This is a genomic window from Pseudomonas sp. QL9, assembly GCF_041409665.1.
Classification (GTDB): Bacteria; Pseudomonadota; Gammaproteobacteria; order Pseudomonadales; family Pseudomonadaceae; genus Pseudomonas; species Pseudomonas knackmussii.
This window is the reverse complement of the sequence record NZ_CP166971.1, coordinates 2552027-2571528: the sequence shown is the minus strand read 5'-3', so window position 1 is coordinate 2571528 and position 19502 is coordinate 2552027. Positions and strand designations below refer to the sequence as shown.

Here is a 19502-nt window from a genome sequence, read left to right as displayed (position 1 = left end):
CAATGGCAATCTGATGTCAATATGCGTTGCCTGCGTTCTTGTACGGCTGCACAATTACGCTTTCGCCAAAAGAACGACACTAGATTCGGCGATCGGGACTTCTGGGGACGGCCATGGCGGCAAGGTGGGGGTTGCGCGGCAAATCGGTAGTGGCGCTATTGCTGGCCTGCGTTCTGGCGCTGGTGCCCGCCGTGCTGCTCGGCTGGAAGGCGATGGAGGACATCCGTACCCACTTCGGTCTGGCGTACGCGAAGAACTTCACCCTGCTCAACCAGCAGAAGATTCTCGCGCCGGTGATCCGCGAGCTGTCGCTGTCGCGGCGTCTCGCCGAGTCGGTGGTGACCCAGGACTGGCTGCTCGAGGAAGGCAATTCCGAGCGCCGCACGCGCTTCTTCCGCGAGGCCGAAGGCTATCGGGGCGATCTTGGCGAGTATTCCTACTTCGTCATCGTCGATGCTTCCCGCCACTACTACTTCAACGACGCCACCGCGCCGCTGTCCAACGCCCCGCGCTACACCCTGAGCGCCGACGACCCGCAGGACAGCTGGTACTTCGCGACCATGCGCAGCGATGCGCCGTACAACATCAACGTCAACTACGACGCCAAGCTGCGCGCCACCAAGGTCTGGTTCAACGTCCAGGTGATCGCCGGCAATCGCAAGGTCGGCCTGGCCGGCGGCGGTCTGGACCTGACCAACTTCCTCGACCAGTTCATCTCGCGCCGCGAGCCGGGCGTGACCGCGATGATCGTCGACGCCGACGGCGCCATCCAGGCGCATCCGGACAAGAAGCTGATCGCCTACAGCTCCGGCGCCGGAACCGGGGGCGGCGCGCAGCACAAGGTGTTCGACCTGCTCGGCAGCGACGACGAGCGCCGTGGCCTGCGCGGAGTGATGGACGACGCCCAGGCGCATCCGGGCGAGGTGCGCACCTTCTGGGCGACCCTTGGCGGCAAGCGCCAGCTGCTGGCCACTGCCTACATTCCCGAGCTGCGTTGGCATGTGCTCAGCGCCGTCGACCTGCACGCCGCTCAGGTGCTCGACAGCCGCTGGATCTGGCCGCTGGTGGGCACCCTTGTGGGGCTGCTGGCGATCCTCCTGCTGGGCTTCGCCTACACCGTCGAACTGCTGGTGCTCAAGCCGCTGCGCGGCCTGCGCCAGTCGGCCAAGGCGATCGCCGCCGGGAACTACGACAGCCCCCTGCCCAAGGCGCGCGGCGACGAGATCGGCGAACTGTCGGTGGCGTTTTCGAGCATGGCCGAGCAGGTCCGCCGGCACACCGAGGACCTCGAGGACAAGGTGCGCCAGCGCACCCAGGCGCTGGAGCTCGCCAACCGCGAGATGGCCGCGGCGCAGAAGAAGATCGGCGACTCCATCGACTACGCCAGCCTGATCCAGCGCGCGATCCTGCCCGACCGCCAGCTGCAGGCATCCCTCGGCGCCCACCATTTCGTCCTGTGGAAACCGCGCGACGTGGTCGGCGGCGACTTCTACATCTACCGCGAAGGCACTGCCGACAGCCTGATGGGCGTGGTCGACTGCGCCGGCCACGGCGTGCCCGGCGCGCTCATGACCATGCTCGCGCTGGCCGCCATCGACCACGCCATCGACAGCGTGCAGAGCCACGACCCGGCGTCGATCCTGCGCGAGACCGACCAGGTGATCCGCGGCATGCTCAGCCAGGAGCAGGTTACCCAGGCGCTGGCCACGAACATGGACGCCGGTTTCGTCCGCATCGACCACGAACGCCGCCTGCTGCACTTCGCCGGGGCGAAGATCTCGCTGTTCGCCAGCAACGGCGAGGAGGTCCGCGAGTACAAGGGCGGCCGCCGCGCCATCGGCGACAAGCGCCAGGGCGAATACGAGAACGTCGAGCTGGCGCTGGAGCCGGGCTGGACTTTCTACCTGTGCACCGACGGCTTCCTCGACCAGGCCGGCGGCGAGCACGGTTTCGGCTTCGGCAACAGCCGCTTCGCCGCCCTGCTGCGCGAGCATTCGCGCCTGCCATTGGCCGAGCAGGCGCGGGTATTTGCCGCTACCCTGGCCGACTACCAGGGCGAGCGGCCGCAACGCGACGACATCACCATCCTGTCCTTCCGCTTCGAGTAGGAGTGCGCCATGCAGACACTTGACCTGTTGGCCATGCGTGAAAGCTACACCCGGCAACGTATCCTGCTGTGCTTCAACGGGCCCATCTCGCGGAGCCTGATCGAGGAGATCGGTCATGCCCTGCGCAACTACATGCAGGCCGAGCAGGCCCATCCCAGCGAGGCCATGGATGTCTTCGCGGTGTACATCGAGATGACCCAGAACATCCGCCACTATGCGGCGATGCGCGGCTACGGCGAGCAGGACGCCTCGGCTACCGTGGCCATCGCCCGCAACGACGACGGCCACTACGTGGTATCCGCCGGCAACCTGGTGGAACTGGAAGACGGCCAAAGCCTGGTGCGCAGCATCGAGGCCATCGCCGGACTCGACAAGGTGCAGCTCAAGGCTGCCTACAAGGAGCAGCTGCGCCGGCCGCGCGATGCCGAGGCCACCAGCGGCGCCGGGCTCGGCCTGCTGGACATCGCCCGCAAGTCGAGCGAACCGCTGCAGACCACCCTTACCGAACAACCCGACGGGCGCGCCTTCTTCAGTCTGCGCGCCGTGATCTGACCACGGCTTCAGGAACACAACGCCATGAGCGACCTTCATATCACCGGCACCCAGTCCACTCCGTCGATCAATGGCGACTGGCAGGCCGGCGTCCTGGCCATGCAGGGCGACTCCTATCCCGAGAACTCCTACGAACTCTTCGGCCAGGTGATCGAGTGGGTCGAGCGCTTCCTCGCCCAGGAAAGCCGCCCGCTGAGCCTCGACCTGCGCCTGCTGTACCTGAACACCAGCTCGATCAAGGCGATGATGGACATCTTCGACCTGCTCGAGGAAGCTCACGGCAAAGGCCGCCAGACCCAGGTCAGCTGGCACTACGACCGCCGCAACGAGCGCGTCGCCGAGCTGGCCGAGGAATTCCGCGAAGACTGCACCTTCCCCTTCGTCATACAGCCCTACGACGAGTGACGCCATGAACAGCGAACGCGAGCTGGACCTGTTGATCGAGGAATTGCTGGCCGACCCGGAATACGTCGGCCATCCGCTGCGCGAGGCCCTGCTCCTCAAGCACCAGCAGTCCCTCGAACAGCTCGCGCGGCTGGAGCGCATCGCGCGCATTTCCGACGGCTTCCAGTCGATGGCGCGGGCGCAGAACAGCACGCTTTCCGAGCGCTACCACAAGCAGCTGCGGCAACTGGAAAAGGTCGCGCGGATCTCCGATCGCTACCAGAACATGATGCGCGACCTGAACCTCGCGCTGAAGGAAGCCTCCACCCACGATCCGCTGACCGGCATCGGCAACCGCCGCCTGCTGATGGAGCGCCTGCGCGAGGAAAGCGAGCGCGCCCAGCGCTCCGGCAAACCCTATGTGCTGGCGATCCTCGACGTGGACCACTTCAAGAACGTCAACGACAACTGGGGCCACGAAGTCGGCGACCGCGTGCTGGTGGAAATCGGCCGCGCCATGCAGGCGGCGCTACGCCAATACGACCTCTGCGGCCGCTGGGGCGGCGAGGAATTCCTCCTGCTGCTGCCGGAAACCCGCCTGGTGGACACCGGCCAGGTGATCGACCGCGTGCGCAACGACATCCGCTCGCTGGCGGTGCGCGTGGGCACCGACGCATTGTCGGTAACGGCAAGCTTCGGCGTTGCCGAATACCGCCTGGGCGAAAGCTACTCCCAGACCCTCAGCCGCGCCGACGCGGCGATGCTCGAAGCCAAGCGCAGCGGCCGCGACAAGTGCGTGGCGAGCAGCGTGGCCGAAGGCGCCTGAGCCAACGACCGCCCCCTTGTACGAGCGAGGGGGACGCCTGGTTCCTGCTCGCGAACCGCACGGCACGACTGTGAAGTGGTCAAGTAAAACTGGACACTGGTTTAGGTCTATCCAGCCAGCTCTTCACGCCGTGCCGGTGTCTGGTAATCGTTGTGACTGTGTGGCCGTTGGTGGTTGTAGTAGTCGGTGACGTAACGCAGCACGTCGGCTTCCGCCTGGGGCTGATCGACGTAGCCGGAGGGCGGTATCCATTCCGACTTGAGGCTTCTGAAGAATCGCTCCATCGGCGCGTTATCCCAGCAGTTTCCTCGACCGCTCATGCTTTGCCGAATGCCGTAGCGCCAGAGCATTTGGCGAAATTCGAGGCTGGTGTAATGACAGCCCTGGTCGGAGTGAAACATCAGTTGCTGTGGCATGCCCCTGGCTTCGTAGGCCACCCGCAGAGCGCGCCCGGTGAGTTGTGAGTCGGGCCGGTTGGACATGGCCCAGCCGACGATCCGACGTGCATACAGATCCATCACGGCGGCCAGGTAGATCCAGCGGCCACCGGCCCAGATGTACGTCACATCCCCGCACCACACCTGGTTGGGGCGGCTCACATTGAACCGGCGCGCCAGCTCATTGGCCGCGATGGCACTGTGCTCCTTGGCAACCCGGTAGCGATGTTTACGGCGTTGTGTACTGACGAGCCCGGCCTCTTTCATCAACCGGGCGGCAAGGTAACGGCCTGCAGGAAAGCCCTCGTTGCGCAAGGCGGCCGATAGCGTTCGGGCACCGGCCGCGCTGCGGCTCTGGGCATGCAGTTCCACCACGCGCTGGCGTAACGCTTCTCGTCGACTGCAGACGCGTGCCTGCCGCTTTCGGGCCGCATAAACACTGCTGCGATTTACCTGGAATAACCGGCACAGTTCCGTACGCGAATACTGCTCGCCCAATGCCTCGACCAGCCTGACTAGTCGAGGGCGTCCGACATCAAGAGAGCGGTAGCCTTTTTTAGAATCTCTTTCTCCCGCTCCAAGCGGCGGACTTGCGCCTCCAACTCCTGAATGCGCCGCTGATCCTCTGTCAGCGCCTTGCTATGCGCAGGCGTCTGGCCGCCACGCTCCAGTTGCAACTGCGCCACCCAGCGACGCATCGCCGTGGGCCCCACCCCCATCGCCTTGCAGGCGGCCGGCACCGTATAGCCTTGATCCACCACCAAGCGGGCGGCTTCCAGTTTGAAATCTGGACTGAATGATCTTCTGCTCATGAACACCTCAGCTGTGGGCGAAGCTTAACGCCCTATCGGGGTGTCCAGAATCATTAGGCCACTTCACTGCCGAGCCTGTAGGGCGAATAACCCCGAGGGGGTTATCCGCCATTCTCTTGCGGGGCTGTGGCGCATAACCGCGTTCGCGGTTATGCGCCCTACGGGGGGCGGTGCGGGGATTCTCGCGGATGAATCCGCTCCTACAGGATTGCGCCGAACGCCTCCCTCTCCCGCTTGCGGGAGAGGGTTGGGGAAAGGGAACGCCGTTAGCGAGCAAGCTCGCTCCTACAGGTGCTCCCCGGCGAGGCGCGCGTCAGACCCTGATGCTGGCGAAGGTCGATTCGCCCTGCGCCTGGCTCAGCGCCGAGATTGCCGAGGAGTGAGGCATCAGTGCGAGGTCCTGGGGAATCGGCATGACCATCACCGGCTGGCCGATCGGCTGGCCCTGGCGCTCGTCGCGCGGCGGGATGCCGAAGTATTCGCGGTAGCACTTGGAGAAGTGCGGGGTGGAGACGAAGCCGCAGACCGAGGCGACTTCGATGATCGACATCGAGGTTTGCTTGAGCAGCTGGCGCGCGCGGATCAGGCGCAGCTTCAGGTAATAGCGCGACGGCGAGCAGTGCAGGTACTTCTGGAACAGCCGCTCCAGCTGGCGCCGCGAGACGTTGACGTAGACCGCCAGCTCGTCGAGGTCGATGGGCTCCTCAAGGTTGGCTTCCATCAGCGCGACTATTTCCTGCAGCTTCGGCTGGTTGGTGCCGAGCATGTGCTTGAGCGGCACGCGCTGGTGGTCCTGCTCGTTGCGGATGCGTTCGTAGATGAACATCTCGGAGATCGCTGCCGACAGCTCGCGGCCGTGCTCGCGGCCGATCAGGTGCAGCACCATGTCCATTGGCGCGGTGCCGCCGGAGGAGGTGAAGCGGTTGCGGTCGATGGAGAACAGGCGGGTGCTCATGGCCACGCGGGGGAAGGCTTCCTGCATCGCCGCCAGGCATTCCCAGTGCACGCTGCAGTCGTAGCCGTCGAGCAGGCCGGCGCGGGCTAGTGCCCAGCTGCCGGTGCATACGGCGCCGAGCTTGCGGCCCAGGCGCGCCTGGGTCTGCAGGAAGCTGACGTGCTCGCGGGTGACGCTGCGCTGGATGCCGACACCGCCGACCACGATCAGGGTGTCCATCGCCGGGGCGTTGTCGGCGCCGGCGTCCGGGGTGATCTGCAGACCGTCGCTGGCCCATACCTGGCGGCCGTCGAGGCTGATGGTGTGCCAGCGGTACAGCTCGCGGCCGGAGAGCTGGTTGGCCATGCGCAGCGGTTCCACCGCGGAGGCCAGGGAGATCAGAGTGAAGTTGTCCAGCAGCAGGAAGCCGATGGACTGCGGAGCTCGGTTTTGCGGGGGAACTCCGGTGTTGTAAGCATTCATGATGCCGATCTCCTCACGCTAGTCACGGTGCCCGGGGCGGGGCTTTCTTATGGTTGTTTTGTGCAAGGTGCGACCAACCGGTCATCGCCTTTGATTAAAACAAGGCAAATGCCGTGCCTAACTTGATTGTGCGTTCAATAAAAAAAGAAAACGACCGCTGTAGGCCGCTTTTGAGAGCGCGGATGCGACCAGGGAAATGTCGCTATTACCTAAGGAATGGGGCGCCTGGGGACTTTGGTAGCACTCGGTTCGGCGGCGCCGAGTGCCGGCATTTTCGGAAAGTAACGTCTGTCAGACGTGCCCGAAAGTCGGGCGGCGCTGCGCCAAAAGGTGGCGCAGCCGCCCGCGGATGAACGAAATCAGGTCAGCACTCGATGCTGCTGACGGCCAGGCCGCCGCGCGAGGTTTCCTTGTACTTGTCGTGCATGTCGGCACCGGTGTCGCGCATGGTGCGGATCACCTGGTCGAGGCTGATGAAGTGCTGGCCGTCGCCGCGCAGGGCCATCTGCGCGGCGTTGATGGCCTTCACCGCGGCGATGGCGTTGCGCTCGATGCAGGGCACCTGGACGAGGCCGCCGACCGGGTCGCAGGTCAGCCCGAGGTTGTGCTCCAGGCCGATCTCGGCGGCGTTCTCGACCTGCTCGGGGCTGGCGCCGAGGACTTCGGCGAGGCCGGCGGCGGCCATCGCGCAGGCCGAGCCGACTTCGCCCTGGCAACCGACTTCGGCGCCGGAGATCGAGGCGTTCTTCTTGCAGAGGATTCCCACGGCGGCGGCGGCGAGGAAGTAGTTCACCACGTCGTCGTCGGAGGCGTCGGGGTTGAAGCGCATGTAGTAGTGCAGCACCGCCGGGATGATCCCCGCCGCGCCGTTGGTGGGCGCGGTGACCATGCGCCCGCCGGCGGCGTTTTCCTCGTTCACCGCGAGGGCGAACAGGTTGACCCACTCCATGGCGCTCAAGGTCGAGCCGATGACATTGGGCTTGCCGATCTCCAGCAGGTTGCGGTGCAGGCGCGCGGCGCGGCGCTGCACGTTGAGGCCGCCGGGGAGGATGCCTTCGTGACGCAGGCCGGCGTCGACGCAATCGCGCATGGCCTGCCAGATGTGCTTGAGGCCCTCGCGGATCTCGGTCTCGCTGCGCCACATGCGCTCGTTGGCGAGCATCAGCTCGGACACGCGCAGGTTGTGGCGACGGCACAGCTGCAGCAGCTCGGCGGCGCTGTCGAAGTCGTAGGGCAGGCGGGTGTGGTCCTGGTCGAGGGCGCCGGAGGCGGCCTGCTCGGCATCGACGACGAAGCCGCCGCCGATGGAGTAGTAGGTGTCTTCATGCAGCACCTGGCCGCCTGCGTAGGCGAGCAGGGTCATGGCATTGGGGTGGTAGGGCAGGTTCTCGTCGAGCAGGCGCATGTCGCGCACCCAGTCGAAGGGAATGCGCCGCTCGCCGGCCAGGTTCAGCTCGCCACTGTCGAGCAGGGCGGCCATGCGCGGAGCGATCTGCGTGGGGTCGATGCGATCGGGCCATTCGCCCATCAGGCCCATGATCACCGCGCGGTCGGTGCCGTGGCCGACGCCGGTGGCGGAGAGCGAGCCGTAGAGCTTCACCTCGATGCGCTCGATGCGGCCGAGCAGCTGGCGCTCGCGCAGGGCGCCGACGTAGAGGGCGGCGGCGCGCATCGGCCCCACCGTGTGCGAACTGGAGGGGCCGATACCGATCTTGAACAGGTCGAACACACTGATGGCCATGCCGGACTCCGCGGAAACTGGGCGTAGAGGTGGGCCGCTGGGCGCGCCCTCGATGCGCCGCATGATCGGCCGTTCGCGCTCGACGCCGGCGTCCGGCACCGACCCGGCCTTATCCAAAAGCGCCGTCGCTTGCGACACGGTCGAGCAAGCGGGGATAAGAGCCGGCAATTCGGCGAGTGCCCATAAATGTGGGGCAGTCCCGATAGAGGGAATTCATTCGTCGACAGTCCTAGGCCTTGGGGTGTTTCATGGAAAAAGGGCGACGAACGGCTATGGTTGCGTTCCCGGGCCCGTGCTCGATCCCTTCCCGCAATGGCTAGAGGCTGACCTCATGAAGTGTCTTCGGTTGTCGCTGTTGGCGTTACCCGTTCTCTGCGCCGGCCTGGCCCAGGCCGCCGAACCGCCGTCCTGTGCCCAGGTGCGTTTCGCCGATGTCGGCTGGACCGATATCACCGTCACTACCGCCGTCACCCGGCTGCTGCTCAGCGAGCAGGGCTATCGCACCCAGGTCGAGCGGCTGTCCGTGCCCGATACCTACAAGGCCATGGCCGAGAAGCGCATCGACGTCTTCCTCGGCAACTGGATGCCGAGCATGGCCAACGACCTCAAGCCCTTCGCCGACAAGGGCCAGGTGCAGACCGTGCGGGCCAACCTCGAGGGCGCCAAGTACACCCTGGCGGTGCCGCAGTACGCCTACGACGCCGGCCTGAAGAGCTTCGCCGACATCGCCAAGTTCAAGGACCAGCTGGGCGGCAAGCTCTACGGCATCGAGCCGGGCAACGACGGCAACCAGCTGATCAAGAAGATGATCGCGGAGAAGGCCTTCGGCCTGGGCGACTTCAAGCTGGTGGAGTCCAGCGAGGCCGACATGCTCGCCTCGGTCAAGCGTGCCGGCGTGCTCAAGCAGCCCATCGTCTTCCTCGGCTGGGAGCCGCATCCGATGAACACGCGCCTGCAGATGCACTACCTGGATGGCGGCGACCAGTACTTCGGCGCCAACTATGGCGGTGCGACCGTCTATACCAACGTCAGGGCGGGCTATCTTGATGAGTGCCCGAACGTCGCGCAGCTGTTGCGCAACCTGAAGTTCGACCTGGATATGGAGAACAAGCTGATGGACGCGGTGCTCAACGAGCGCAGCAATCCGCGGCAGGCGGCGAAGGATTGGCTGCAGGCAAATCCGCAGGTGCGCGAGGCCTGGTTGAAGGGTGTCGCACCCCGCGCGCAGAGCGCTTCCAAAGCGCTCGTTCAGCAGTGAAAGAGGCGTCCCGCGAGCGTCTGCGCGGGGTGCCGGAACTGGATGCGACACCCCTGGTGCTGAATGCGACTTCGCCTGCACTGGTTGCGACGCACCCGGTATCCGGCGCAATCGTCCTGTTCCATGATCGTTTCCGAATCGACGAAGAAAGGGCCCGCTACCCGGCGGAGCCCTACCAAGAAATCCACGCAGATCGCCCTACCCCGCAGAGGAGTTCGCTCATGAAAGGTTGCAAGTCTTTGCTGCTGGCTGTGTCCCTGAGTGCGCCGCTGGTGGTTCAGGCCGCTGAACCTGAGTCGTGCGGCACGGTCCGTTTCGGTGACGTCGGCTGGACCGACATCGCCGTGACCACCGCTACGACTCGCCAAGTGCTGGAATCGCTTGGCTACACCACCAAAGTGACTTTGCTTTCCGTACCAGTGAACTACAAGTCGCTGGCCAACAAGGACCTCGACGTGTTCCTCGGCAACTGGATGCCGAGCATGGCCAACGACATCAAGCCCTACGCCGACGCCGGCACGGTGGAAACCGTGAAGGCCAACCTGGAAGGCGCCAAGTACACCCTGGCCGTTCCGGACTACGTCTACAACGCAGGCCTGAAGAGCTTCGCCGACATCAGCAAGTTCTCCGACAAGCTCGAAGGCAAGCTCTACGGCATCGAGCCGGGCAACGACGGCAACCGCCTGGTTCAGGGGATGATCGACAAGAACCAGTTCAACCTCGGCAAGTTCAAGCTGGTCGAGTCGAGCGAGGCCGGCATGCTGTCCCAGGTGCAGCGCGCCACCCGCCGCAACCAGTGGGTCGTGTTCCTCGGCTGGGAACCGCACCCGATGAACACCCGCTTCAAGATGAACTACCTGTCCGGCGGTGACGACGTGTTCGGTCCGAACTACGGCGGTGCGACCATCTACACCAACGTGCGCAAGGGTTACCTGCAGGAGTGCAGCAACGTTGGCCAGCTGCTGAAGAACCAGTCCTTCACCCTGGACATGGAAAACAAGCTGATGGACGCCGTGCTCAACGAGGGCAAGAAGCCTGAGGACGCGGCTAAGGCCTGGCTGAAGGACCATCCGGAACTGCTCGATGCCTGGCTGGCTGGTGTCACTACGCGTGACGGCAAGCCGGCGCTGGAAGCCGCCAAAGTCGCTTTCGCCAAGTGACGGCGGTCGGTTGCAACCAACCTGCTTGATGGGCCCGCATTATGTTTCTGACTGAACACAAGCTTCCCCTCGGCGAGCACATCGCCTCATTCGTCGATTGGCTGACCCGTAACGGGGCAGCCTTCTTCGACAAGATTTCCGATGTGCTCGAGTTCCTCATCCACGGCGTCACCGGCGGTCTGCTGTGGTTCAACCCGCTGGTGCTCACCGCCTTGATCGTGGGGTTGGTGCACTTCATCCAGCGCAGCTTCGGCCTGACGTTGTTCGCCCTGGCCTCGCTGCTGCTGATCCTGAACCTGGGCTACTGGCAGGAGACCATGGAAACCCTGGCCCAGGTGATCTTCGCGACACTGGTATGCGTGGCCATCGGCGTTCCCCTGGGCATTGTCGCGGCGCACAAGCCGTGGTTCTACACGGCGCTGCGTCCGCTGCTGGACCTGATGCAGACGGTGCCGACCTTCGTCTACCTGATTCCCACCCTGACGCTGTTCGGCCTGGGTGTGGTGCCGGGTCTGATTTCCACGGTGATCTTCGCCATCGCCGCGCCCATCCGCCTGACCTGCCTGGGTATCCAGGACGTGCCGGCGGAGCTGTTGGACGCCGGCAAGGCCTTCGGTTGCTCGCGCTGGCAGCTGCTCAGCCGCATCGAGCTGCCGCATGCCATGCCGAGCATCGCCGCCGGTATCACCCAGTGCATCATGCTGTCGCTGTCGATGGTGGTGATCTCCGCTCTGGTCGGTGCCGACGGTCTCGGCAAGCCGGTGGTGAACGCGCTGAATACCGCGGACATCTCGCTGGGCTTCGAAGCCGGTCTGTCCATCGTCCTGCTCGCCATCCTGCTCGACCGGGTGTGCAAGCAGCGCTCGCTGCGGGGGAGGTAAGCAACCATGCCTGCGATCAAGTTCGAAAACGTGGATGTGATTTTCGGCACCCACACCAAGGAAGCGATCCGCCTGCTCGACCAGGGCATGGGCCGCGAAGAGATCCTCAAGCGCACCGGCCAGGTGCTCGGCGTGGAGAACGCCTGCCTCGACGTCAACCGCGGCGAGATCTGCGTGATGATGGGCCTGTCCGGCTCCGGCAAGTCGAGCCTGCTGCGCTGCATCAACGGCCTCAACAAGGTCAGCCGCGGCAAGCTGCTGATCGAGCACGAAGGCCAGCAGGTGGACATCGCCAACTGCTCGCCGGCGACGCTCAAGACCATGCGCACCAAGCGTATCGCCATGGTCTTCCAGAAGTTCGCCCTGATGCCCTGGCTGACCGTCGCCGAGAACATCGGCTTCGGCCTGGAAATGCAGGGTCGTCCGGCCGCCGAGCGGAAGAAGGTGGTCGACGAGAAGCTCGAGCTGGTCGGCCTGACGCAATGGCGCGACAAGCGTCCGGACTCGCTGTCCGGCGGCATGCAGCAGCGCGTCGGCCTGGCCCGCGCGCTGGCCATGGACGGTGACATCCTGCTGATGGACGAGCCCTTCTCGGCCCTCGACCCGCTGATTCGTCAGCAGCTGCAGGACGAACTGCTGGTGCTGCAGCGCAAGCTGCACAAGACCATCGTCTTCGTCAGCCACGACCTCGACGAGGCGCTGAAGATCGGTACGCGCATCGCGATCATGAAGGACGGGCGCATCATCCAGCACGGCAAGCCCGAGGAAATCGTGCTCAGCCCGGCGGACGACTACGTGCGTACCTTCGTCGCCCACACCAACCCGCTCAACGTACTGTGCGGTTCCAGCCTGATGCGTGGCCTCGACCAGTGCCGCCACGAGGCCGACGAGGTGTGCCTCGACCAGGGCCGCGACTGCTGGATCGGTCTCACCGAGACCAACCAGGTGAAGAGCGCGCGCCAGGGCAGCAACATCATCGACCTGCAGCGCTGGCAGCCGGGCGACCCGGTGGAGAAGCTCAAGCACGAGCCGACCCTGGTGGACGTCAGCATCCGCATGCGCGACGCGTTGCAGATCCGCTACCAGACCGGCCACAAGCTGGTGCTGCAGGAACATAACCGCGTAGTGGGCGTGCTCGGCGACAGCGAGCTGTACCACGCGCTGCTGGGCAAGAACCTGGGCTGACGGGGCCCGGGCACTTCCGACGCCGGCCTTCCGCAAGGGGGCCGGCGTTTTTCATGGTGGCGCATTCCTCCCGTAGGAGCGGCCCATGGCCGCGAAATCGTAGGCATGGCTCGCTCCTACATAACTTCTGGGTCCCCGCGTTCGCGGGGATGACGTAGAGAGAAAACGCGGCGCGATCCTGTAAGCGCGGGCCTTGTCCGCGAATCGCGCGCATGGCGCGCTCCTACAGGGTGACATCGGCGTGGATAGATTCGCGGATGGTGGCGTAGGGCGAATGACCCCGAAGGGGTTATCCGCCGCCCAAACGAAAACGCCGGCGTCCCTCGCGGGAAGCCGGCGTTTCTCCTGTCACCGACGAGGGCTTAGTGCTTGACGTCGGCCAGGCCCTTGAGAAGGGCTGCGTGGAAGGTCTGCGGGTCCTGGATCTGTGGGGCGTGGCCGAGGTTGTCGAACTCCACCAGGGTCGCGTGGGGGATCGCCTGGGCGGTGCGTTTGCCCAGTTCCGCGTAGTTGCCCAGCTTGTCGCGCAGTTCCGGCGGCGCTATGTCCTTGCCGATCGCGGTATTGTCCTTGGTGCCGATCAGCAGCAGGGTCGGCGCCTGGATCTGGCCGAATTCGTAGACCACCGGCTGGGTGAAGATCATGTCGTACTGCAAGGCCGAGTTCCACGCCACGCGCTCGTGGCCGGTACCGTTGTAGAGGCCGGCGAGCATGTTCACCCACTTGTCGTACTCCGGCTTCCACTGGCCGGCGTAGTAGGTCGCCTGCTCGTATTTGCGGATGCTGTCGGCGTTGGTCTTCAGCTCGCGCTCGTACCACTGGTCCGGGGTACGGTAGGGCACGCCGAGGGCTTTCCAGTCTTCCAGGCCGATGGGGTTGACCAGCACCAGCTGCTCGACCTGCTGCGGGTACATCAGCGCGTAGCGGGTGGCGAGCATGCCGCCGGTGGAGTGGCCGAGCATGGTCACCTTGCCGTGCACCTTGAGCTTGTCCAGCAGGGCGTGGGTGTTGGTCGCCAACTGCTGGAAGCTGTACTGGTAGTGTTCCGGCTTGGTCGACTTGCAGAAGCCGATCTGGTCCGGTGCCACCACGCGGTAGCCGGCGCCGCTGAGGGCGGCGATGCTGGATTCCCAGGTGCCGGCGCAGAAGTTCTTGCCGTGCAGCAGCACCAGGGTGCGACCGTTGGGTTTGGCCGGCTTCACGTCGATGTAGGCCATGTGCACGTGCTTGCCCTGGGAGACGAAGCTGAAGTGTCCCACCGGATAGGCGTAGTTGAAGCGCTCAAGTTCAGGGCCGTAGGTCACCTTGGTTTCGGCGGCGTGCAGCGGCAGCGCGGCGGCCAGCAGAAGGGCGGGGAGCCAGCGTCGGAACATGGGATTTCCTCGGAAGGGCGATTGGGCAATGCGTAAGGATGCCTGCGCCCGTGGGGCGGCTACAAGTGCGGCGAAGTCCCCTGTAGGCGCGAGCTTGCTCGCGAACCATCGCGCTGTGGGAGCCTTCGCGAGCATGCTCGCTCCTACGAAAAGCGGGGCGTCAGGCCGAACCGGCGCGGGTCAGCCAGTCGATGAACAGCGAGAACAGCTCCGCCTGGGAGTTGATTTCCAGCTTGGTGTAGAGGTGCTTGCGGTGCATGCGCACCGTCTCCGGCGAGATGTCGAGCACGCGTGCGCTGGACTTTACCGAGTGGCCGCGCAGCAGCAGGTGGGCGATCTCGCGCTCGCGTTCGGTCAGGCAGTCGCCGCCGAAGTTCATGAAGGCCGCGCGGATATGCCGGTTCAGCGCCGCCGTCGGCTGCGCGCCGGGCTCGCCGCCGGCCAGCAGCAATTCGAGGCCGCCGCTGCGTTCGAACTGGCGGCACAGCTCGCGCACCAGCGGCAGGGCAGCGCGCAGCAGTTCGGTGTGTTCGTCGCTGAAGCGCGCGCCGCTTTGCCCCTGGTAGACGCACAGGGAGAGCTTGCGCTGGCCGTCGAGGTCGACGATGTAGTGGCTGTCTTCGACCGAGCCGCACTTGAGGTAGTAGGTCTTGTAGTACTCGCTGTTGAAGAAGTCGTCCGGGGCGATTTCCGCCAGCGGGTAGAAGCCCTCGGCGAGGCCGTCTTCCATGGCCAGGCAGAACGGATCGAGCAGGTAGCCGCGCACGTAGTAGCGCTCGGTCAGCGGCTCGCGGTATTCCTCGGGAATGCCGTGCTGGAACAGATGGCGCGGCGGCTGGCCCTTGCTCTCGAGGCCGAACAGCGAGGATTCGATGGGCACCAGCGCGCTCAGCGCCTCGACCAGGCGGGCCGGGAATTCCGTCGTGGCCACCGCGGCCATGGCGCGCGCCAGCCCCGCATGCCAGGCATGCAGGGCCGGGGTGTCGAGAGGTGTGACCGGTGTGCTCATGGCCGGCAGCATACTGGTGCCGCCGACCAGGAGCAAAGCGCCGCCTCCGCGCATCAGTGCCCCGCGTAGTCGCCGCTGCGTTTCAGGTCCTCGGCGGTTTCGAGGATCGCCTCGCGCAGGGTGTCGACGATCTCGTCGACCTGTGCGTGGGTGATGGTCAGCGGCGGCGACATCACGTTCAGGTGCACGATCGGGCGCACCAGCAGGCCGCGCTTCTGCGCGCGCAGGTGGATCTTCTCGCCGATGTTCAGCTCCTCCGGGAACAGCGTCTTGCTGCGCTTGTCGGCGACGAACTCGACGCAGGCCATCAGCTTCTGGCAGCGCACGCTGCCCACCAGCGGCAGCCCGGCCAGTTCCTGCAGGCGCTGCTCCAGGTAGCTGCCGACATCCTTGACGTGCTCCAGCAGGTTCTCGCGCTGGATGATCTCGATGTTCTTCAGCGCCGACACGCAGCTGACCGGATGGCCGCTGTAGGTGAAGCCGTGGCTGAAGCAGCGGCCCTGGTTCGGCTCGGCGATCACCTTCCAGATGCGCTCGGAGAAGATGCACGCGCCCAGCGGCAGGTAGCCGGAGGTCAGGCCCTTGGCGGTGGTGATGATGTCCGGCTGCATGCCGAACACGTCTTCGGAGGCGAAGAACGCGCCCAGGCGGCCGAAGGAGGTCACCACCTCGTCGGCGACGTAGAGCAGGTCGTACTTCTGGCACACCTCCCACATGCGCTTGTGGTAGCCAACCGGCGGGATGATCACGCCGCCCGAGCCCATGATCGGCTCGGCGAAGAAGGCCGCGACGTTGTCGGCGCCCAGTTCGAGGATCTTGTCCTCGAACTCCTTGACTAGGAATTCGAGGAAGTCGCCCTCGGTCATCCCTTCCGGCGCGCGGTAGGGGTTCGGGCAGGAGATGTGGTGGATGAAGTCCTTGAGGAAGTCGAACTCCGCCGGGTGGTCGGCAACCTTGCCGCCGAGCGACATGGTGAGGAAGGTCGAGCCATGGTAGGCGTTGACCCGGCTGATGATCTGCTTCTTGGAATGCTTGCCGCGGCAGTTCTGGTAGTACTGGATCAGCCGGTAGGCGGTGTCCACGGCGGTAGAGCCGCCGGTGGTGAGGAACACATGGTCGAGGTCGCCCGGGGCCAGTTCGGCGAGCTTCTCGCAGAGCTGGATGGCGGTGACGTTGGCCATGTCGCAGAAGGGGTTGGAGTAGGCCAGCTGGCGCACCTGGTCGGCGATGGCTTCGGCCATCTCCTCGCGGCCCAGGCCGATGTTGGTACACCACATGCCCCCGACGGCATCCAGGTAGCGGTTGCCCTTGGTGTCGTAGATGTACGCGCCTTCGCCGGCGGCGATGTTCAGCGCACCGTTTTCGCGGTGGTCGTCGAACACGTGGTAGCCGTGGACGTAGTGGGCCTTGTCGGCGGCGACCAGTTTTTCGTCGTCGAACTGGGCGAAGAAGGCAGTGGATGGGCTGGTCATGGCAATACCTCGATCTTGCGGTTTCATCTCTTTCTTTCCTTTTGCCTGGCCCCGCCGTCGGGTGGCGGGGCGCAGGGATTCCTGAACGTCAGGTTCCGGTCTTCACCGCGGCCCAGGTGCGGGTGATCAGGCGCGTGGCCTTGAGCCCCTGGACCTTCTGGGTGAACAGCCGGGCACGGGTCTCGGCGTCCGGGTAGATCGCCGGGTCGTTGCGCACCTGCTCGGCGAGCAGCGGCTTGGCCGCGCCGTTGCTGGTGGCGTAGCGGATGTAGTCGCTGACGTCGGCGGCCACCTTCGGCTGCAGCATGTATTCGATGAACTTGTGCGCGTTGGCCACGTGCGGCGCATCGGACGGGATGTAGAAGTCGTCGAACCAGATCAGCGAGCCTTCCTTGGGCACGAAGTAGCCCAGCTTGACCTTGGCCCCGGCCTCGTCGGCGCGGGCCTGGGCGGTGGCGTAGTCGCCGGACCAGGTCATGGCCATGCACTGGTCGCCGTTGGCCAGGCCGTTGAGGTAGCTGGTGGAGTCGAACTTGCGGATGTACGGACGGATCGACGTCAGCAGGTCCTGGGCGGCCTTGAGGTCGGCTGGGTCGGCGCTGTTCGGGTCGCGCTTGAGGTAGGTCAGCGCCAGCGGGATCACGTCGGTGGGCGAGTCGATGATGGTCACGCCGCAATCGGCGAATTTCGACACCACCTTCGGATCGAACAGCATCGCCAGCGAGCCGATGGGCGCGTCCGGCATGCGTTGCTTGATCTTGTCGATGTTGTAGGTGATGCCGTTGCTGCCCCAGGTGTAGGGCGCCGAGTACTTCACGCCCGGATCGTAGTGGTCCAGGTGCTTGAGCACTTCGGGGTCGAGGTTGTTCCAGCTGGGCAACTGGCTCTTGTCCAGTGGCTGGAACACGCCGGCCTTGAGCAGCGGCGGGACCAGGGCGGCATTGATGACGACCAGGTCGTAGCCGGAACGCCCCGGCAGCAGCTTGCCCTGTACCGTCTCGTAGGAATCGAAGGTGTCGTAGATCACCTTGATACCGGTGGCCTTCTCGAAGTCGGCGATGGTGTGTTCGCCGATGTAGTCGGTCCAGTTGTACAGCCGCAACGTGTTGGCGCCGTCGGCATCCGCCGCGTGGCCGAACAGCGGACTTAGCGCGAAAACCGCGCCCAGAGCTGCTGCAAGAGTCTTGTACATGTCACTCCCACCTATGGTTGTTGTTCGGGTCGTGCCGGCCCACTGTCCGCCGACCGGCCTTCGCGGGCCATTCCCCGAATGGGTGGGTGTGGCTGATATGCTGTTGCGCATTGCGGCGAAACCCGCCGATGATCGGCGTCCGCGCCTGGTGGCGCGGGTTCTCCACAGGCCATGCGCGACAGGAGCGGTAGGCGATGAACCAGGAAGTGCGCTTTTCCCGGCTGGAACCCGAACAGCGCAAGGCGCTGCTGATCGAGGCGACCCTGGCGTGCCTGAAGCGCCACGGCTTCCAGGGCGCGTCGATCCGCAAGATCTGCGCCGAGGCGGGTGTCTCGGTGGGGCTGATCAACCACCACTACGCGGGCAAGGACGAGCTGGTCGCCGAGGCCTACCTGACCGTCACCGGTCGGGTCATGCAGCTGTTGCGCGAGGCCATCGCCGAAGCCGCACCGGATGCCCGCGCGCGCCTGTCGGCGTTCTTCCGCGCCTCCTTCAGCGCCGAACTGCTCGACCCGCAACTGCTCGATGCCTGGCTGGCCTTCTGGGGCGCGGTGAAGACCGCCGAGGCGATCAACCAGGCCCACGACCACTCCTATGGCGAGTACCGCGCGCTGCTGGCGCAGGCGCTGAACCAGCTGGCCGAGGAGGAGGGCTGGAAGAATTTCGACGCCGAGCTCGCCGCCATCGCCCTGTCCGCCATGCTCGACGGGCTCTGGCTGGAGTCCGGGCTGAACCCCAGCACCTTCACCCCGGAGCAGGGCGTGCAGGTCTGCGAGGCCTGGGTAGATGGCTTGCAGGCCGGCGGTCGGCAGCGCTTCACCCGGCGCCCGTAGAGTTATTGATCGCGCGTTCAGCTACCGCTACTCTGCGCGGTCTTGTGGGAAGGTTCCCACACCGCTGTTCCTCTAATAAGAATTCCGCCGCGACCTCGCCGGCGTCCGCAGCAGAGTATTGGCGATGGCTCCCCGTGTACTGATCGTCGACGACGATCCGCTGATCCGCGAACTCCTCCAGTCCTACCTCGCCGGGGAGGGCTACGAGGTCGCCTGCGCGAGCACCGCCGAAGCGGCGGAAAGCGCGCTGGCAGATGCCGAGCGCGACGGCCCGCCGTTCGACCTGGTGCTGCTGGATATTCGCCTGCCCGGCAAGGACGGCCTGACCTTGACCCGCGAACTGCGTGTGCGCTCGGAGGTGGGCATCATCCTCATCACCGGGCGCAACGACGACATCGACCGCATCGTCGGCCTGGAATGCGGCGCCGACGACTACGTGATCAAGCCGCCGAACCCGCGCGAGCTGGTGTCGCGCGCGAAGAACCTGATTCGCCGCGTGCGTCACGCGCGCAGCCCAGCGCCGGCCGCCGCCGCGCCGCGCCAGCAGCTCAAGCGCTTCGCCCACTGGCAACTGGACGCCGACCGCCGCCGGCTGATCGACCGCGACGGCAGCGAAACCCCGCTAACCCACGGCGAGTTCCAGTTGCTCAGCGTGTTCCTGCGCAACAGCGGCCACACCCTCAGCCGCGACCAGTTGATGGACCAGATCCGCAACCGTGAGTGGCTGCCCAATGACCGCTCCATCGACGTGCTGGTCGGCCGCCTGCGCCGCAAGCTGCGCGACGACCCGGCCGAGCCCGAGCTCATCATCACCATCCACGGCGCCGGCTACCTGTTCACCGCGGCGCCCAGCGACGCCTGA

At 65.4% G+C, this 19502-nt stretch carries 17 protein-coding genes; 10 read left to right on the top strand and 7 right to left on the bottom strand.

Going from position 1 to position 19502, the window contains the following annotated elements; translation table 11 throughout:
* Positions 1–113: 113 nt before the first annotated feature.
* The 4 genes from siaA to siaD are packed head-to-tail and all read left to right on the top strand — an operon-like array spanning position 114 to position 3870.
* The gene (siaA, locus tag ACA097_RS12155) at positions 114–2108 is read left to right on the top strand and encodes a biofilm regulation protein phosphatase SiaA (protein WP_160285446.1); all 1995 of its coding nucleotides are present in this window, start codon (positions 114–116) and stop codon (positions 2106–2108) included.
* 9 nt (positions 2109–2117) lie between these two features.
* A complete protein-coding gene (siaB, locus tag ACA097_RS12150) occupies positions 2118–2660 on the top strand; it encodes a biofilm regulation protein kinase SiaB (RefSeq protein ID WP_371370254.1) in 543 nt (180 codons plus the stop codon).
* Between the two features lie 24 nt (positions 2661–2684).
* The gene (gene siaC, locus ACA097_RS12145) at positions 2685–3065 is read left to right on the top strand and encodes a biofilm regulation phosphoprotein SiaC (RefSeq protein WP_043248113.1); all 381 of its coding nucleotides are present in this window, start codon (positions 2685–2687) and stop codon (positions 3063–3065) included.
* Between the two features lie 4 nt (positions 3066–3069).
* Entirely contained in the window at positions 3070–3870 is an 801-nt protein-coding gene (gene siaD / locus ACA097_RS12140; protein WP_371370253.1) for a biofilm regulation diguanylate cyclase SiaD, read from the top strand.
* Between the two features lie 107 nt (positions 3871–3977).
* On the opposite strand, the gene ACA097_RS12135 is transcribed toward siaD, so the two are convergent.
* The 3 genes from ACA097_RS12135 to ACA097_RS12125 form a co-directional block, all read right to left on the bottom strand.
* A protein-coding gene (locus tag ACA097_RS12135) for an IS3 family transposase (RefSeq protein ID WP_371365441.1) occupies positions 3978–5119 on the bottom strand; the annotation gives its coding sequence in 2 pieces (ribosomal slippage) (positions 3978–4867 and positions 4867–5119; 1143 coding nt in all).
* A gap of 313 nt (positions 5120–5432) precedes the next feature.
* Positions 5433–6536, bottom strand: a complete 1104-nt coding sequence (locus ACA097_RS12130; RefSeq protein WP_043248118.1) for a GlxA family transcriptional regulator — start codon at positions 6534–6536, stop codon at positions 5433–5435.
* Positions 6537–6900: 364 nt separating this feature from the next.
* Complete coding sequence (locus ACA097_RS12125) at positions 6901–8277, bottom strand: L-serine ammonia-lyase (RefSeq protein ID WP_160285503.1); 1377 nt, start codon at positions 8275–8277, stop codon at positions 6901–6903.
* Positions 8278–8659: 382 nt separating this feature from the next.
* Between ACA097_RS12125 and choX the strand changes: the two genes are divergently transcribed.
* The 4 genes from choX (at position 8660) to choV (ending at position 12761) form a co-directional block, all read left to right on the top strand.
* Complete coding sequence (choX, locus tag ACA097_RS12120) at positions 8660–9535, top strand: choline ABC transporter substrate-binding protein (RefSeq protein WP_371370511.1); 876 nt, start codon at positions 8660–8662, stop codon at positions 9533–9535.
* Positions 9536–9756: 221 nt separating this feature from the next.
* On the top strand, positions 9757–10695 hold the full coding sequence (locus ACA097_RS12115) for a choline ABC transporter substrate-binding protein (RefSeq protein WP_043248121.1): 939 nt from the start codon (positions 9757–9759) through the stop codon (positions 10693–10695).
* Positions 10696–10736: 41 nt separating this feature from the next.
* The gene (choW, locus tag ACA097_RS12110; protein WP_043248123.1) at positions 10737–11576 is read left to right on the top strand and encodes a choline ABC transporter permease subunit; all 840 of its coding nucleotides are present in this window, start codon (positions 10737–10739) and stop codon (positions 11574–11576) included.
* 6 nt (positions 11577–11582) lie between these two features.
* A complete protein-coding gene (gene choV, locus ACA097_RS12105) occupies positions 11583–12761 on the top strand; it encodes a choline ABC transporter ATP-binding protein (protein WP_371370252.1) in 1179 nt (392 codons plus the stop codon).
* Between the two features lie 362 nt (positions 12762–13123).
* Here choV and ACA097_RS12100 read toward each other — a convergent pair whose 3' ends face one another.
* From ACA097_RS12100 to ACA097_RS12085, 4 genes are all read right to left on the bottom strand, one after another.
* A complete protein-coding gene (locus ACA097_RS12100; RefSeq protein ID WP_160285451.1) occupies positions 13124–14134 on the bottom strand; it encodes an alpha/beta fold hydrolase in 1011 nt (336 codons plus the stop codon).
* Between the two features lie 160 nt (positions 14135–14294).
* Complete coding sequence (locus ACA097_RS12095) at positions 14295–15155, bottom strand: LuxR C-terminal-related transcriptional regulator (RefSeq protein ID WP_371370510.1); 861 nt, start codon at positions 15153–15155, stop codon at positions 14295–14297.
* Between the two features lie 41 nt (positions 15156–15196).
* A complete protein-coding gene (locus tag ACA097_RS12090) occupies positions 15197–16615 on the bottom strand; it encodes an aminotransferase (RefSeq protein WP_371370251.1) in 1419 nt (472 codons plus the stop codon).
* An 88-nt stretch (positions 16616–16703) separates the two neighbouring features.
* Entirely contained in the window at positions 16704–17807 is a 1104-nt protein-coding gene (locus tag ACA097_RS12085; RefSeq protein ID WP_371370250.1) for a polyamine ABC transporter substrate-binding protein, read from the bottom strand.
* Between the two features lie 194 nt (positions 17808–18001).
* Here ACA097_RS12085 and ACA097_RS12080 point away from each other — a divergent pair, with 194 nt between their 5' ends.
* Together ACA097_RS12080 and ACA097_RS12075 are read left to right on the top strand one after the other, a co-directional pair.
* Positions 18002–18640, top strand: a complete 639-nt coding sequence (locus ACA097_RS12080; protein ID WP_371370249.1) for a TetR family transcriptional regulator C-terminal domain-containing protein — start codon at positions 18002–18004, stop codon at positions 18638–18640.
* 118 nt (positions 18641–18758) lie between these two features.
* On the top strand, positions 18759–19502 hold the full coding sequence (locus ACA097_RS12075; RefSeq protein ID WP_371370248.1) for a response regulator: 744 nt from the start codon (positions 18759–18761) through the stop codon (positions 19500–19502).

What these genes read in the sequence shown, in the direction of transcription:
- siaA (WP_160285446.1), top strand. Translation starts at nt 114, where the DNA reads ATGGCGGCAAGGTGGGGGTTGCGCGGCAAATCGGTAGTGGCGCTATTG.
- siaB (WP_371370254.1), top strand. Translation starts at nt 2,118, where the DNA reads ATGCAGACACTTGACCTGTTGGCCATGCGTGAAAGCTACACCCGGCAA.
- siaC (WP_043248113.1), top strand. Translation starts at nt 2,685, where the DNA reads ATGAGCGACCTTCATATCACCGGCACCCAGTCCACTCCGTCGATCAAT.
- siaD (WP_371370253.1), top strand. Translation starts at nt 3,070, where the DNA reads ATGAACAGCGAACGCGAGCTGGACCTGTTGATCGAGGAATTGCTGGCC.
- ACA097_RS12130 (WP_043248118.1), bottom strand. Translation starts at nt 6,536, where the DNA reads ATGAATGCTTACAACACCGGAGTTCCCCCGCAAAACCGAGCTCCGCAG.
- ACA097_RS12125 (WP_160285503.1), bottom strand. Translation starts at nt 8,277, where the DNA reads ATGGCCATCAGTGTGTTCGACCTGTTCAAGATCGGTATCGGCCCCTCC.
- ACA097_RS12115 (WP_043248121.1), top strand. Translation starts at nt 9,757, where the DNA reads ATGAAAGGTTGCAAGTCTTTGCTGCTGGCTGTGTCCCTGAGTGCGCCG.
- choW (WP_043248123.1), top strand. Translation starts at nt 10,737, where the DNA reads ATGTTTCTGACTGAACACAAGCTTCCCCTCGGCGAGCACATCGCCTCA.
- choV (WP_371370252.1), top strand. Translation starts at nt 11,583, where the DNA reads ATGCCTGCGATCAAGTTCGAAAACGTGGATGTGATTTTCGGCACCCAC.
- ACA097_RS12100 (WP_160285451.1), bottom strand. Translation starts at nt 14,134, where the DNA reads ATGTTCCGACGCTGGCTCCCCGCCCTTCTGCTGGCCGCCGCGCTGCCG.
- ACA097_RS12095 (WP_371370510.1), bottom strand. Translation starts at nt 15,155, where the DNA reads ATGCTGCCGGCCATGAGCACACCGGTCACACCTCTCGACACCCCGGCC.
- ACA097_RS12090 (WP_371370251.1), bottom strand. Translation starts at nt 16,615, where the DNA reads ATGACCAGCCCATCCACTGCCTTCTTCGCCCAGTTCGACGACGAAAAA.
- ACA097_RS12085 (WP_371370250.1), bottom strand. Translation starts at nt 17,807, where the DNA reads ATGTACAAGACTCTTGCAGCAGCTCTGGGCGCGGTTTTCGCGCTAAGT.
- ACA097_RS12080 (WP_371370249.1), top strand. Translation starts at nt 18,002, where the DNA reads ATGAACCAGGAAGTGCGCTTTTCCCGGCTGGAACCCGAACAGCGCAAG.